At 58.1% G+C, this 13,525-nt stretch carries 12 protein-coding genes; 6 read left to right on the top strand and 6 right to left on the bottom strand.

From position 1 onward, the window contains the following. Positions 1-43: 43 nt before the first annotated feature. Positions 44-2,251: a polyphosphate kinase 1 gene (ppk1, locus tag MHM85_RS12135; protein ID WP_139526329.1), complete on the top strand. Its 2,208-nt coding sequence runs from the start codon at positions 44-46 to the stop codon at positions 2,249-2,251. A 52-nt stretch (positions 2,252-2,303) separates the two neighbouring features. Here ppk1 and metE read toward each other — a convergent pair whose 3' ends face one another. Next, entirely contained in the window at positions 2,304-4,601 is a 2,298-nt protein-coding gene (metE, locus tag MHM85_RS12140; RefSeq protein WP_219861762.1) for a 5-methyltetrahydropteroyltriglutamate--homocysteine S-methyltransferase, read from the bottom strand. A gap of 99 nt (positions 4,602-4,700) precedes the next feature. Between metE and MHM85_RS12145 the strand changes: the two genes are divergently transcribed. Then, on the top strand, positions 4,701-5,639 hold the full coding sequence (locus MHM85_RS12145) for a LysR family transcriptional regulator (RefSeq protein ID WP_219861764.1): 939 nt from the start codon (positions 4,701-4,703) through the stop codon (positions 5,637-5,639). Here the strand turns inward: MHM85_RS12145 and MHM85_RS12150 are convergent. Together MHM85_RS12150 and MHM85_RS12155 are read right to left on the bottom strand one after the other, a co-directional pair. Next, positions 5,602-7,221, bottom strand: a complete 1,620-nt coding sequence (locus MHM85_RS12150) for an ATP-binding protein (RefSeq protein WP_139526326.1) — start codon at positions 7,219-7,221, stop codon at positions 5,602-5,604. The two genes, MHM85_RS12145 and MHM85_RS12150, sit on opposite strands and share 38 nt — an antisense overlap. A gap of 13 nt (positions 7,222-7,234) precedes the next feature. Then, positions 7,235-7,993 (bottom strand): winged helix-turn-helix domain-containing protein, encoded by a 759-nt coding sequence (locus tag MHM85_RS12155; RefSeq protein WP_139526325.1) that lies wholly within the window; start codon positions 7,991-7,993, stop codon positions 7,235-7,237. Between the two features lie 225 nt (positions 7,994-8,218). Between MHM85_RS12155 and MHM85_RS12160 the strand changes: the two genes are divergently transcribed. After that, a complete protein-coding gene (locus MHM85_RS12160; RefSeq protein WP_168444470.1) occupies positions 8,219-8,362 on the top strand; it encodes a hypothetical protein in 144 nt (47 codons plus the stop codon). 78 nt (positions 8,363-8,440) lie between these two features. Here MHM85_RS12160 and MHM85_RS12165 read toward each other — a convergent pair whose 3' ends face one another. From MHM85_RS12165 to MHM85_RS12175, 3 genes are all read right to left on the bottom strand, one after another. Further along, positions 8,441-8,620 carry a PLDc N-terminal domain-containing protein gene (locus MHM85_RS12165; protein ID WP_139526324.1) on the bottom strand — a complete coding sequence of 60 codons (180 nt, stop codon included), beginning with the start codon at positions 8,618-8,620 and terminating at the stop codon, positions 8,441-8,443. 71 nt (positions 8,621-8,691) lie between these two features. Then, positions 8,692-9,207, bottom strand: a complete 516-nt coding sequence (locus MHM85_RS12170) for a TIGR02281 family clan AA aspartic protease (RefSeq protein ID WP_139526323.1) — start codon at positions 9,205-9,207, stop codon at positions 8,692-8,694. Positions 9,208-9,223: 16 nt separating this feature from the next. After that, complete coding sequence (locus tag MHM85_RS12175) at positions 9,224-10,570, bottom strand: MFS transporter (protein WP_239286123.1); 1,347 nt, start codon at positions 10,568-10,570, stop codon at positions 9,224-9,226. Between the two features lie 143 nt (positions 10,571-10,713). Here MHM85_RS12175 and MHM85_RS12180 point away from each other — a divergent pair, with 143 nt between their 5' ends. From MHM85_RS12180 to MHM85_RS12190, 3 genes are read left to right on the top strand one after another with little or no spacing between them, the layout of a single operon-like run. Continuing rightward, a complete protein-coding gene (locus tag MHM85_RS12180) occupies positions 10,714-11,517 on the top strand; it encodes a transporter substrate-binding domain-containing protein (RefSeq protein WP_139526322.1) in 804 nt (267 codons plus the stop codon). Further along, positions 11,510-12,244, top strand: coding sequence for a transporter substrate-binding domain-containing protein (locus MHM85_RS12185; RefSeq protein WP_231125548.1), 735 nt, complete (start codon positions 11,510-11,512; stop codon positions 12,242-12,244). Before MHM85_RS12180 ends, MHM85_RS12185 begins: the two co-directional genes overlap by 8 nt. Further along, the gene (locus MHM85_RS12190; RefSeq protein ID WP_139526321.1) at positions 12,241-13,506 is read left to right on the top strand and encodes a GGDEF domain-containing protein; all 1,266 of its coding nucleotides are present in this window, start codon (positions 12,241-12,243) and stop codon (positions 13,504-13,506) included. The genes MHM85_RS12185 and MHM85_RS12190 overlap by 4 nt, the downstream gene beginning before the upstream one ends. Positions 13,507-13,525: the final 19 nt, after the last annotated feature.

A 13,525-nucleotide genomic window follows, 5' to 3' on the forward strand; every position in this document is an offset into this window, starting at 1 on the left:
TATAACGCTATGATGGGCCAGTACCACGACTGCGGGGGCAACCATGGACGACAACGCAACAGATTCCACGTCGACACTATCGTCGACGTTACCGCCCAGTGAGACATCGAGCAGCGACGTCGATATCGTGCCGCTGCGCATCAACCGCACCCCCACGGGTGTACAGGCCAAAGAGTCGCATGTCGAAGCCGATTTGGACGACCCGCAGCTCTACTTCAATCGCGAGCTGTCACACCTACAGTTCAATATCCGTGTCTTGGAGCAGGCGTTGGACGACGCCCACCCGCTACTCAACCGGCTGATGTTCCTGCTCATCTTCTCCTCCAACATGGATGAGTTCTTCGAAATTCGCGTCGCCGGGCTCAAGCACCAGATGGCCCTGGGCGACGACACCACCGCCGCCGATGGCCGCTTACCAAAAGCCGTATTGGCCGAGATCTCCGAGGTCGCTCACCAGCAGATTGCCCGTCAGTACGAGATTCTCAACGACACGCTGCTGCCCGCGCTGGAGGCTCAGGGGCTGCGTTTTCGCCGTCGCGATCAGTGGAATGACAAGCAAAAGGCCTGGGTACGTGACTTTTTCGATAACGAAATCATGCCGGTCATCAGCCCCATTGGCCTCGACCCCTCCCATCCCTTTCCGAGACTGGTCAACAAGAGCCTCAATTTCATCGTCGAGCTGGAAGGCAAAGATGCCTTTGGCCGCTCAGGGGGCATGGCGATTCTACCCGCCCCGCGCTCATTACCGCGACTGATGGCACTGCCCAAAGAGCTGTGCGCCGAAGGCTTCTCCGAGTACGTCTTCTTGTCATCGATGATTCATGCACACGCCGAGGAGCTCTTTCCCGGTATGCGCGTGCGGGGCTGCTATCAGTTCCGCCTGACCCGTAACGCGGACATGACGGTCGACCCCGAAGAAGTGTCCGATCTAGCCTCAGCCCTGCGCGGTGAGCTGTTGGCCAGGCGCTACGGCAGCGGTGTGCGTTTGGAAGTCGCCGACAACTGCCCAGACGATTTGATCGACTTCCTCCTGCGCCAATTCGACCTAGAAAGCGGCGATCTTTATCGCGTCCAGGGACCCGTAAACTTGACCCGAATGATGGCCGTGCTGGGCGATGTCGACCGTCCCGAACTGCTCTACCGCCCGTTCACCCCCAGCGTACCCAAGGTGCTGAAAGGCGGCAGCTTGTTCAGCGCCATCGCTAAAAACGATATCTTGCTGCACCATCCCTTCCAATCCTTCTCGCCTATCGAAGACCTGCTGCGCGAAGCAGCCCGTGACCCCGACGTATTGGCCATCAAACAAACGCTTTACCGCACCGGCTCCGAATCGCCCATCGTCAGTGCCCTGGTGGATGCCGCCAGCCAGGGCAAAGAAGTCACTGTGGTGATCGAGCTGCGGGCGCGCTTCGACGAGGCGGATAACCTGCAGCTAGCGTCACGCCTGCAGGAAGCGGGTGCGATCGTGATTTACGGCATCATGGCGTACAAAACCCACGCCAAGATGCTGCATATCGTGCGCCGCGAAAAAGGCGAGCTGCGTCACTACGCGCACCTGGGCACCGGCAATTACCACTCCAAGACGGCCAAGCTCTACACCGATTACAGCCTGCTGACCGCTAACCAGACACTGTGTGCCGACGTGCATAAAGTCTTTCAGCAGCTTTCCGGTATGGGCCGGGCGCGTAAGATCGATACGCTGTTACACGCACCCTTTACGCTACACGAACGCCTCGTCGAGATGATCGACCGCGAGGCTCAGGTGGCGCGTAAGGGTAAACGTGGCCATATCATCATCAAATGCAACTCGTTGACCGAGCCCAAGTTGATCAAGGCGCTGTACCGCGCATCGCAAGCGGGCGTGGAGTGCGATTTGATCATTCGTGGCATGTGCTGCTTGAAACCGGGTATTCCGGGCGTGTCGGACAACATACGCGTCCGCTCGATCATTGGTCGTTTTCTCGAACATACCCGAGTATTTCACTTCCACAACGACGGCAAACCGGAAATCTGGTGCTCCAGCGCGGATTTCATGTCGCGCAACATGTTCCACCGGGTCGAAACCTGCTTTCCGCTGCTGGATAAGAAACTGGCCACCCGGGTACGCAAAGACCTGGAAACGTACCTCGTGGATAACTGCCAGAGCTGGCTGTTACAGAGTGACGGCAGCTACCAGCTACAGGACCCTGGTAGCGGCGACGCGATTAGCGCTCAGGAAACGTTGCTATACGCTTACGCGTCGAAGAGCTGACGACAACGCCCCGCTGTGGTACGCAGCGGGGCGAAGGTGAGAGGTGTTGGATCTAGGCGTAGCGCTGGCGTAGCTGCAAGGCAGCCTCGACCATATTGGCCAATGCAGGCTCGACTTCGGCCCAGCGGCGGGTTTTCAATCCGCAGTCCGGGTTGATCCATAGCCGTTCGGCTGGGATTTTCTTCAACGCTCTCTCCATGAGTGACACCATCCACGCTATATCGGGAATATTCGGCGAGTGTATATCGTAGACACCTGGCCCGATTTCATTGGGATAGGCAAAGTCCTGAAACGCATCCAGCAGTTGCATGTCCGAACGCGATGTCTCGATGGTGATTACGTCGGCATCCAGCGCGGCAATGGCGCCGATGATATCGTTGAATTCCGAGTAGCACATGTGAGTATGGATCTGGGTACTGTCGGCTACCCCGGCAGCACTCAGTTGAAAGCTCTCGACGGCCCAATTCAGATACGTTTGCCACTCGCTCTGGCGAAGCGGCAGCCCCTCGCGCAGCGCCGGTTCGTCGATTTGAATAATAGAGATGCCCGCTGCTTCCAGATCGCAAACTTCATCCCGCAGGGCCAGAGCAATTTGGCGGCAGGTGGTCGCACGGGGCTGATCGTCGCGCACGAACGACCATTGCAAGATCGTCACCGGCCCAGTCAACATGCCCTTCATCGGCGTTTGGGTCAGCGACTGGGCATACTCGCTCCAGCGCACGGTCATCGGCGTAGGCCGCGATACGTCGCCCACGATGATCGGCGGCTTCACACAACGGGTGCCGTAGCTTTGCACCCAGCCAAAGCGGGTAAACGCAAAACCGTCGAGCTGCTCGCCAAAGTACTCCACCATGTCGTTACGCTCGGCTTCACCGTGCACCAACACGTCCAAGCCGAGCGCTTCCTGGCGCGCTACCGCGTGGGCGATCTCTTCGCGCATCTTCGCTTCGTAGTCCGTCTGACTGAGCTCACCCGCTTTGAACGCCCGACGTGCAGCACGGATGGCATCCGTCTGCGGGAAGGAGCCAATCGTGGTGGTGGGAAACAGAGGCAGTGCCAGCAGCCGTCGCTGGGCCTGTGTGCGCTCGACGTAGGGTGACTGACGCTGGCTATCTGCGGACGTCACGGCGGCCAAACGCTCGCCCACGGCGGGCTGGCGGGTACGCGGCGACTCGCGCCGTGCATCCAGCGCACGGGTGGCATCGCTCAACCGCTGCTCATCCTCCGGCGTGGCGCGGTTATCGATCAGCCGCGCTAGCGTCACCACCTCATCCAGCTTTTGGCGGGCAAACGCCAGCCAGTTCAAAAGCTCGGCGTCCAGCTCGGTCTCTTGACGCAGGTCGACCGGCACGTGAAGCAGCGAGCAGCTAGGCGCGAGCCACAACCGCTTACCTAGCCGCACTTTCAGTGGTAGCAACCGCTCGCGCAGCGTGGCCAAGTCAGCGCGCCAGATGTTCCGTCCATCGACCAACCCCACCGACAGTACCTGCTGGGGGCTCAACCGATCAATCACATCCGCCACCTGCTCAGGAGCTCGCACGGCATCGATGTGTAGCCCCTCCACCGGCAACCGCGTCGCGAGCGGAAGGTTATCGCCCAGCGAACCGAAGTACGTGGCGACCAACAGCTTCAGCGGTGTCGACTGTAAGCGATAGTAGGCACGCTCGTAAGCCTGCTGCCAGGAGAGCGGCAAATCCTGTACCAGCGCAGGCTCATCGAGTTGCACCCACTCGACGCCTTGCGTCGCTAGGCGGGACAGTGCCTCGCTGTAAACGTCCAAAACGCTATCGAGCAGGTCGAGGCGGTCGAACTCGCTCCCCTTGGCTTTACCCAACCATAGCCAAGTCAGTGGGCCGATTAGCGTCACTTTGGGCGTAAAGCCCGCTTTCAACGCTTCATCCACCTCGTCAAACAGCCGCGAGGAGGCTAAGGTAAACGTCTGGTCACGATGCAGTTCCGGCACTAGGTAGTGGTAGTTGGTATCGAAATATTTGGTCATTTCACAAGCGGCCGCTGGCGTACCGCTCGGTGCGCGGCCACGGGCCATACGAAAGGCGGTATCCAGGTCGATACAGCCTGCGTTCACTTCATCCTCAGCCTGAAAGCGGCCAGGCACCGCCCCTAGCAACACGGAGACGTTTAGCACTTGATCGTAAAAGGCGAAGTCACCCACGCTGACCATGTCCAAGCCGGCCGCCTGCTGGGCTTGCCAGTGGGCAAGACGCAGTGCTTGACCTGCGGCTTCCAGCTCATCGCGACGGACCTCGCCCTTCCAGTAGGCTTCAGTGACTTTTTTCAGCTCGCGCTGTGCTCCGATACGGGGATAGCCGAGAATATGCGACACTGTCATGATGAATCCTTCCAACGTGAATGATTTCACACAGTTTGAGCACCGCACAAACGTGAATCAAACTAAAGATTCTAATACCAACCATGAAAATTAGTCACAATGATTGAACTACGCCACCTGCGCACACTACTGGCCCTACGCGAGACCGGCTCGCTCGTCGAAGCTGCTGAGCGGGTGCACTTGACGCAGTCGGCCCTATCACATCAATTAAAAGATTTGGAAAGCCGCGTGGACGGACCGCTGTTCGTCCGCAAAACCCGGCCGGTGGAGTTCACTCGCGCCGGGCTACGGCTGCTAGCGCTGGCCGATGAGATTTTGCCCGAAGTGCGCAAAGCCGAACGGGATTTGGCCCGTCTAGCTGGCACCGAACAGGGGCGCTTACACATGGCCATCGAGTGCCATAGCTGTTTTCAGTGGTTAATGCCGACGGTGGATTACTTTCGTGATCACTGGCCGGAAGTAGAGATCGACATTCCCAGCGGGCACCATTTCGACCCCCTACCAGCGCTGGCGCGTGAACAGCTCGACCTGGTGATTACCGCCGATCCGCAGCCGTTGGAAGGTGTGCGTTATGTACCACTGTTTCGCTATGAGGGCCTGCTTGCCGTTGCCCGTCAGCACCGCTTCGCGGGACAAGCCTATATCGAGCCTGAGGCACTGGCCGATGAAACGCTCATTACCTACCCGGTGGAACAGTCGCGTCTAGATGTCTTCACGCAGTTTCTGGCGCCAGCCAACGTGCGCCCCAAAGAGATCCGCACGGCGGAGCTGACGATCATGATGATGCAGCTTGTGGCCAGCGGACGCGGCGTGTGTGCACTGCCCAACTGGGCGCTCACCGAGTATTTGGAGCGCGACTATGTCAGCGCCGTAAAGCTCGGCGATCAAGGCATTTGGAGCACACTTCATGCGGCCATTCGGGAAGAGAGCGCCGAGGCGCCGTGGATGCAGGACTTTTTACGCACCGCCAAGGAGACGTCCTTTGCGGTACTCTCTGGCATTAAACCGGCGATTCGCGACGAGGGATCAGCAGCGTAAAGCGCGCGCCGCCCAGCGTGGGACTGCTGTCCACGGTAACGCTGCCACCGTGACCCGCCATGATTTTTTGTACGATCGACAGACCAAGGCCGTAACCACCGGAGCTACGAGCGCGGCTATCGTCCAGCCGCGCAAAGGGCTTGAAGACATCGGCCCGCGCCTCGAAAGGAATCCCCGGCCCGTCATCCTCGACATCGATACGCACCAAGTGCGGCTCATCCCACAGGCGAATCACCACTTGGGATTTGCCGTAGCGACAGGCGTTACCCACCAGATTCTGCAGCGCCCGCTGAAGGTAGCGGGGCTCTGCCAGCAGCTCGATATCCGGCCCTGGCACCAGGGTCAGTTGCTGACGAGCATGCAGCGGCGCCAGCGTGTCGATCACCCTTTCGGCCATGGCTCGGCACTCGACCAGCGCCATTTCGAGTTCGGCGCCGTTAACCGTTTCACCGCCCAAGCGGGCGTACGTTAGAATTTCGTCCACCAGTTCATCGAGCTCGGCGATATCGGCATCGATACCCTGTAGCTGACGCTGAATGGCGGGTTGGTCGGTCATGTCTTCGACCATCTGCACCGCAAAGCGGATACGCGCTACCGGCGTGCGCAGCTCGTGAGATACCGCGCGAATCATCTCCTGCTGACCGCGCAGCAGGCTCTGCACCTGGTTCGCCATACCATTGAAGGCCATCCCCAAGCGTCCCAGAAAGTCGCCGCTCTCTACTTTGACCCGCGTCTCCAGACGACCGCTGGCGATCCGCGTTGCGGCCAATTCCAAACGTGCCATCCGCGACTCGATACTGCGCATGATCAGATAAATGATCAGACTGAGGACCACCATCAGTGCGACAAGCAGCGGCAGATGCAGGTTCAGCGGCAGGGTGTCCCCCCGGGAAATGGGGCCTGCCTGCAACCACTGCTCCGCGCCTCCTGTCTCATTCGGCAGTTGATAAAGCAGCGTAATGGAGAGTTTGTCCGAGACGAGCCGGGTAATGACCCCGCCCAGGGTGAGCTGAAACTGCTGTTCGGTGGTTAGATCGTCGGGAAGCGCATTGAGCAGGCTCAGCGGCCAGTTGCCCGGCCGCAAACGCGTGAGCGCCGTCAGCCGCTCCTCGGCGGGCATACCGGCCAGCCAATCACCTAACAGCACCATACTGCCCTGCCATTGGCGCTCGCTCCAGGCACCAAAGGTGGCTTCCAGCAGCCACTGCTCTCCACTGCCGGTCGTCGGTAAGCGCTGACGAAGCTGCCACGGCGGCTCTGACACCAGCACCGTGCCACGCTCGATGCGCGCCCGCTCAAAATAGCCAAGGGACGCGTCGCTGAGGCTACGCAGCGCGAGCTGCATTCCCAACTGTTCCGAAAACTCCCCCAGCAGCGCTTCCCGCCTCTCCATGGGCACGTCCGCTAACCGCTGAGTCATCAGCGACATGGGCAGCGCGGCGAGCTGCTCACGGTAATCCTCACGGCGCACCTGCTCGATAAAAGAGCGCCCGCCCAGCGCGATGAAAAACACCACGCAAAGCGCTAACCCCAGCAGCAGGTAGAAACGCAAAAACGTGCCGTGACTCAGCACTCGCCGCATGCCACAACCTCTCTTAACTGTCCTTGACGAACAGGTAGCCTTTGCTGCGCACGGTTTTGATGCGGTGCGGCTGATTGGGGTCGTCGCCAATTTTGGGACGAATCCGCGACACCCGCACGTCGATGGAGCGGTCCTGACCGTCGTACTTGATACCGCGAAGATCGCTGAAGATCTCTTCACGGGTCAGCACACGACCCGCATTCCGCGCCAACAGCCATAGCAAATCGAATTCGGCGCTGGTCAAGTCGATGCGATCACCAGAGAGCCAAGCTTCACGGGTGGCGTTGTCGATCTCCAAATTTTCGAACTTAAGACGCATTTCGCCATCTGGAGCAGGGCCATCGGCACGCCGCAGCAACGCGCGCATGCGTGCTAGCAGCACCCGCGGCTGCACCGGTTTAGGCACGTAATCGTCCGCGCCCATTTCGAGTCCTAATACCTGATCGAGATCGTCCGTTCGGGCGGTTAGCATCATGATGGGGCCGACAAAATTGGGCCGAACACGGCGACAAATCGCTAAACCATCTTCCCCCGGCAACATTAGATCCAAAATGACGAGATCAGGCTGCAGCGTCAAAATACGGTCGACTCCTTTGGCGCCATCCGCTTCTAACGTGACTTGAAAGCCGTTTGCCTCCAGGTAGTCGCGGGTGAGCTCCGCCAAGCGCTGATCGTCTTCGATGATAAGCACGTGATCCTGGTCGGGGTAGTCGGGGGTGACCGCATCCTGTTCCCCAAGTGCTTGAAATTGCTGTTCCAAGTGATCTACCATCCTTTTTCTTCACTCCGCTTAGGCAGTTTGTATTATCACCCGCTCACCCGATGCAAAAGCAGGTCGTGATAGCTCCCAGGATACCTCAAAACCTCGCCAGCGCCTGCCCTTTGATCAATGTTCCCTGGCTTTCGTTACTGGGCAGCTTGGGTCGGCTTGATTCTTCTAACATCAAGCGCTAATGTGAGGTGGCAGACTGTCGACAATCTGACAGGAGGAGATCCCATGGGAGATGGCAAAGCCAAAAGTGTCATTAAACGTGTTTATGTGCCGACACAGGTGCGTGACCTGCCCAACGGTGAGAAGCTGAAGATCCCCGGGCACTACAAGGCACCGCCTACCGATGCCAATAGCGCAATGGATGAATAGCCGCTATTCATGATGCTCAATACAGAAAAGGCAGGCCCTCACGGCCTGCCTTTTTATATCTCTACTGACTAACACTCGCTATCCCTTAGGGCCAAATAAGAACCAAGCGATTAGCCCGACAAGGGGAAAGACCAGTAGTGCGATGATCCAGAGCAGTTTGGCCAACCCACCGGCCGAGCTTTTAGCGACTTTTACGATGGCCCATACGACGATGACGAGCCAGATCAAACCTAATAAACCGCCGACTTCGATACCCATTGTCACTCCTTGCGTTTAAGCGTCCATGAGCCTTCAGCTAAGCACATGAGTGCGCTTAACACAAACCAGCATTAAGGTTCTGGCAGTCTAAGCACCATCTCTCCGCCACGGATCTCGATGGCTAACTGATTCAGAAAACTCATGCCTAACAGCACCGTATCCCGTTCCATGCCTGGACTGATGGAGCCTTGCACGTTGCTCATGCGTATTCCACCGAGCGCGACTTCTTCCAACTGGGTCAGGTTCCCCTCTACGCGCCCGTTGGCCGTATTGAACCAAGCACGCCGCCCTGGCTCCAGACGCAGGCGTTCGGCTAGCTCGCTGGGCACCGCCACATAGGTGGCCCCGGTATCCAACAAAAACGTAACGGGCTCTCCGTTGATACGGCCAGGTGCCTCGAAGTGCCCCGCTCGGTTTCGTTTGAGAGTGACCGGCGCATTGTCGGGAGCGGTATTCATCAGATGTACATTTGGCTGCCACATCTGCTCCAGGCCGCCTTGGATCCACCAAGTGCCCACTGCCATGAGCAGCACCCAGAAGAGCAGCATCATGACGATGCCGCCGCGCTGTGCCCGGCCTGTCATCATCGCTCACCTCGTGGCATTAGACACTTTTCCAGGCCACCGCCGCCTGACGCCCGCGGCGCTCGTTGACGCCTAAGCAGATCAGCATGGCCGCCATGAACAGCCCCACACAAAGAAGAATAGACGCTTGTAGTCCAATTAGCGTTTGCAGTATGCCCAGCATGACGATGCCTAGCACCCCGGCGAGCTTGTTGGCCAACCCCCAGAAGCCGAAGAATTCTGCTGACTTCTCCAGCGGCGAGAAAACACCCACCAGCGCGCGGCTGGCCGACTGGCTGGAGCCCAAGCTCAAACCAGCCAGGCAGCCCACGATTAGAAATACATGCTGCGCTTGCCACTGCCAACCCAACTGCCGATTGAGCCATGCGGTCACTTCGGGGGTCGCCCAGATGGCCACGATAGCAGCCACCCACAGGGCCAGGGTCATTTGGTACGTATGCTTGGCCCCGAGTTTATCCTGCAGAAAGCCAAATCCGATCGCACCAGCAGCAGCGGTGACTTGCACGATGATGAACATGATATTGCGCACGCTCTCATCCCATCCGATGACTTGAGCACCGTAAATGAACGCGAAGGCGATGATGATGTAGACCCCCGCCATGGAAAACAGCAGAGAGACAAGAAAGATGCTCAAATCCTTGAAGGTGCGCAGCTCCTTGAAGGTGCCCACTATTTGCTGCTGAGCGATTTGGCGATAAGAGACACCGTGGGGTTTGGGCACACCGCGCTCTTTTAGCCACAAAAACGTTGGGATGGCAGCCACCAAAAAGAAGCCAGCCGCAAATGGACCCACCCAGCGGATGCGCTCGAAGTTGTCGGCCGTCGCCTCTCCCAGCACGATGAGCGTAAAACCAGCAGCGACTAACCCTCCGATATAGCCCAGTGCCCAGCCAAAGCCAGAAATCTTCCCCAGTGCATCCGGCGGACCCAACTCAGGTAAGAAGGCGGCAATGAACGACTCTCCCATGGAGTAGGCATAGTTGGAGAGCACGATCAATAACAGGCCCAGCACCACGTAGCCAGGCTCGACAAAGTAGAGCATCGCCGTCGTGGCCACCGTTGCCAAATAGCTAAACAGCAGAAAGCGTTTTTTCTCAGCGCGATAATCCATAACGGCACCGCATAGCGGGGCACTGATCACGACCATCAAATAACTGATGGCAAGCGCAAGACTCCATAAAAAGTTGGCGAGCCGATAACCATCGTTGCGTTCGCCCACGATAACCGTGGTAAAGAGTTCGCCAAATACCACGGTAATAATGAGCAGTGTGTAGGCTTGATTAGCAAAATCAAACATGGCCCAGCCGAAAATTTCGCGCCGGGTCGCATAAACAGTGGCATTGGGCATGACGGGGGCAGACGACATATCAGCGCTCTCTTAAAAAGAGCCATAAGAGTATCAGTTCGCCGTATCGCTTCGCTATCCAGTTCGTTAACAGATTAGAGGTGACAGACACACAAAGTTACTCTAACTTTGCTAGATTAAATTAATAACAGGGACGCTATTAGATGGCGCATGGCAACGTTATAAAAAAGCGTTTACTGGCCACCCTTTTTCTACTGCTAGGGTGCGCTGACGTCACCGCCTCTCTTTTTGACGACCGTGTGTTCGCGGACGACTCAACGGTATCCCTGGCATCGCTGACGTTTATCACGGAAGAGTATCCGCCTTACAACTACTTAGACGGGGACCGCTTGATGGGCAGCTCCGTCGAGCTGCTTGAAGCCATGCTGGCCCATGCGGGCTCTCCCCTGGGCAGGGATGACATCCGCTACTACCCTTGGGTACGCGGCTACGAACTCGCCCTGCATCGGCCCAACACCGTCCTGTTTTCCACGACCCGCACGCCGAGCCGAGAATCGCGGTTTCACTGGGTAGGTCCCATCGCGCGAGACCATGTCGTGCTGCTTGCACGTCAGGGAGCGAACATTCGAGTGTCCTCACTGGACGATGCCATCGAACAGGGATTGAGCGTGGCGGTCATACGCGAGGACATTGGTGCCCAAGCCCTAACCGAGGCAGGCTACCCAGAGGCACTGATACGACCAGCCATGGATAATCGCAGCGCCCTGCATATGCTGCTCCACGAGCGCGTCGACCTGTGGGCTTACAGCAGCGATGTCGCCCAGTGGATTGCCGAGCAAGCAGGCTATCCCGCCGAGATCGTGGTACCTCTCTATACCCTGAGCGAATCTTATCTCTACTTCGCGCTCAACGCTGAGACGGACTCACGCCTCGTTGCCCAACTCCAGCAGGCTTTCGAACACGTCACGACTCTCCCGGTGGCCATACAGGCAGGTAGCGATGGTTAATCGAACGCTCTTGTACGTGATGCCCTACGGGGTGATCGTTGCAATCGGCTTGCTGCTCATCGGTATCAGTCTCGCCAGCCGTGCTCAATCACCGCTGCTCACGATCAATACCGAAGAGTATCCACCGTTCAATTATCAGACGCCTCAGGGCGACATCGACGGGATTGCCACACGACAGCTACGCCATGCATTGACGCATGCCGGGATCGACGCTCGCTTTCGCCTCTTACCCTGGGCGCGGGCGTATACCGAAGCACGGCTACGCGAGCACCACTGCGTCTACTCCACCACCCGTACCTCTGAAAGAGAGCCGCTGTTTCACTGGGTTGGACCACTGGTCATCAACGAGTGGTCGGCATTCGGCCTATTGTCGAGACACTGGGAGCTTACAGAGCTTGATCAGTTGGGTAAGTGGCGGGTAGGCAGTTTTCGTGAAGATGCCGTGGGAGATTACGTGGCTAACCAAGGGGTCGAGGTGCTGCGCGCGCCCACCGAGCGTGAAAACATGGTGAGGCTAGGGGCAGGGTTGATCGATGTCATCGTCACTGGACGAGCGACCGCAGAGCGACTGGCAGCAGAAGAAGGCGTTGCCATCGAGCACCTGTTTACCTTCCATTACGCTCCGCTTTATCTCGCCTGTCACCCCAGCGTCGAACGCAGCGTGATCGAGCGACTGCAGCGCCACCTAGACACGCCGCCCACCCCGAAAAGGGAGCCACTGTCGTGAGTATCACCAAGCCTTATCTCGCCAGCGGTCGCTTGACGCTCAAGCAAGCCCTGCTAACGCTGTTAATCGCCATTTTGATCAGCTTGGTATCCGGTAGCATCGAGCTACTCGGTCACGCCAGTAGCATGCGCGAAGACGTACAAAAACGCACCTTACAGCAATTGGCCATCGTCAACGGCGCAGCGGCCGAAGCCGCTTTTCAGCTCAATCCCGATTTAGCGCATCAAATCGCGTTTGGCTTGTTCAGTAACAGCGACATTGCTCACGTGGCGATTCGCGACGATTTTGGTCGTGCTCTGGCAGAGTTTTACCCCACTCGACCAGCCGCCGCTAGTTGGCTCAGTCAGCGGTTATTTGGCGACATCGTCAATCATGACATGCCGCTACGCTACTACATCGGCAGTGACATGCCCGACGCGACGGTGGGCGATATCTCGCTCACGCTGGATGCGGACTACCTGACACAAGAGTTTTTAGAGCGTAGCTACGAGGTCGTGGGACGAAGCGTGGTGGAAGCCTTTTTACTGAGCGGCTTAGTCATTGCGCTGTTCCATATTTTCATTACCCGTCCGCTCTTGAAAGTGCACGCCGCAATTACTCAAACCGACCCCGCACGGCCAGGACAGTGGCCCAAACCATCGTTGAAAGGCCATCACGACGACGAGCTGGGCCATTTGGTCGAGAGCTTGGACCACCTCCTCAATGCCTTTCAATCAGGGCTGGAGCAGCGCGATCATCTTCATCAGCTTTCTCAATACGATGGACTGACGGGCGTGGCCAACCGCCGTCACTTCGATATGTTCATCGCCCAACAGTGGCAGTGGGCGCATCGCGCCAAACGGCCCCTGTCGGTGATTTTCATCGATATCGACAATTTCAAAGAGTTCAACGACCACTATGGCCACGCCATGGGAGATGACACGCTGCGGGCGGTCGCAACGGCGCTCAACCAGTGCATCGACCCCAGCCGCGACCTGCTGGCACGTTACGGCGGAGAAGAGTTTATTTGTGTGCTGCCAGGCACCGCGAGCGCTGGAGCGCTGGACGTCGCCAACTGTCTTCGCCAAGCAGTGCTCTCACTCGCCATTCCTCACGTTTACTCCAGCACACATTCACATCTGACGGCCAGTATGGGGGTAGCCAGCATGTCCGCCGAACGGCCGCTGAGTACCGACGACCTGCTGAGCCTTGCCGACCAACAGCTCTATTTGGCCAAACGGCGTGGCCGTAACCGAGTCGAGATACACGAACGCCCGGCATAGCCGGGCGTTATCACACTCT

The sequence above is a fragment of the Halomonas sp. McD50-4 genome, from assembly GCF_022348135.1.
Lineage (GTDB): Bacteria > Pseudomonadota > Gammaproteobacteria > Pseudomonadales > Halomonadaceae > Vreelandella > Vreelandella piezotolerans.

Coding starts and splice junctions, on each gene's coding strand:
- MHM85_RS12155 (WP_139526325.1), bottom strand. CDS start 7,993: ATGGTAGATCACTTGGAACAGCAATTTCAAGCACTTGGGGAACAGGAT.
- MHM85_RS12185 (WP_231125548.1), top strand. CDS start 11,510: ATGGTTAATCGAACGCTCTTGTACGTGATGCCCTACGGGGTGATCGTT.
- MHM85_RS12160 (WP_168444470.1), top strand. CDS start 8,219: ATGGGAGATGGCAAAGCCAAAAGTGTCATTAAACGTGTTTATGTGCCG.
- MHM85_RS12175 (WP_239286123.1), bottom strand. CDS start 10,570: ATGTCGTCTGCCCCCGTCATGCCCAATGCCACTGTTTATGCGACCCGG.
- metE (WP_219861762.1), bottom strand. CDS start 4,601: ATGACAGTGTCGCATATTCTCGGCTATCCCCGTATCGGAGCACAGCGC.
- MHM85_RS12165 (WP_139526324.1), bottom strand. CDS start 8,620: ATGGGTATCGAAGTCGGCGGTTTATTAGGTTTGATCTGGCTCGTCATC.
- MHM85_RS12150 (WP_139526326.1), bottom strand. CDS start 7,221: ATGCGGCGAGTGCTGAGTCACGGCACGTTTTTGCGTTTCTACCTGCTG.
- MHM85_RS12180 (WP_139526322.1), top strand. CDS start 10,714: ATGGCGCATGGCAACGTTATAAAAAAGCGTTTACTGGCCACCCTTTTT.
- MHM85_RS12145 (WP_219861764.1), top strand. CDS start 4,701: ATGATTGAACTACGCCACCTGCGCACACTACTGGCCCTACGCGAGACC.
- MHM85_RS12170 (WP_139526323.1), bottom strand. CDS start 9,207: ATGATGACAGGCCGGGCACAGCGCGGCGGCATCGTCATGATGCTGCTC.
- ppk1 (WP_139526329.1), top strand. CDS start 44: ATGGACGACAACGCAACAGATTCCACGTCGACACTATCGTCGACGTTA.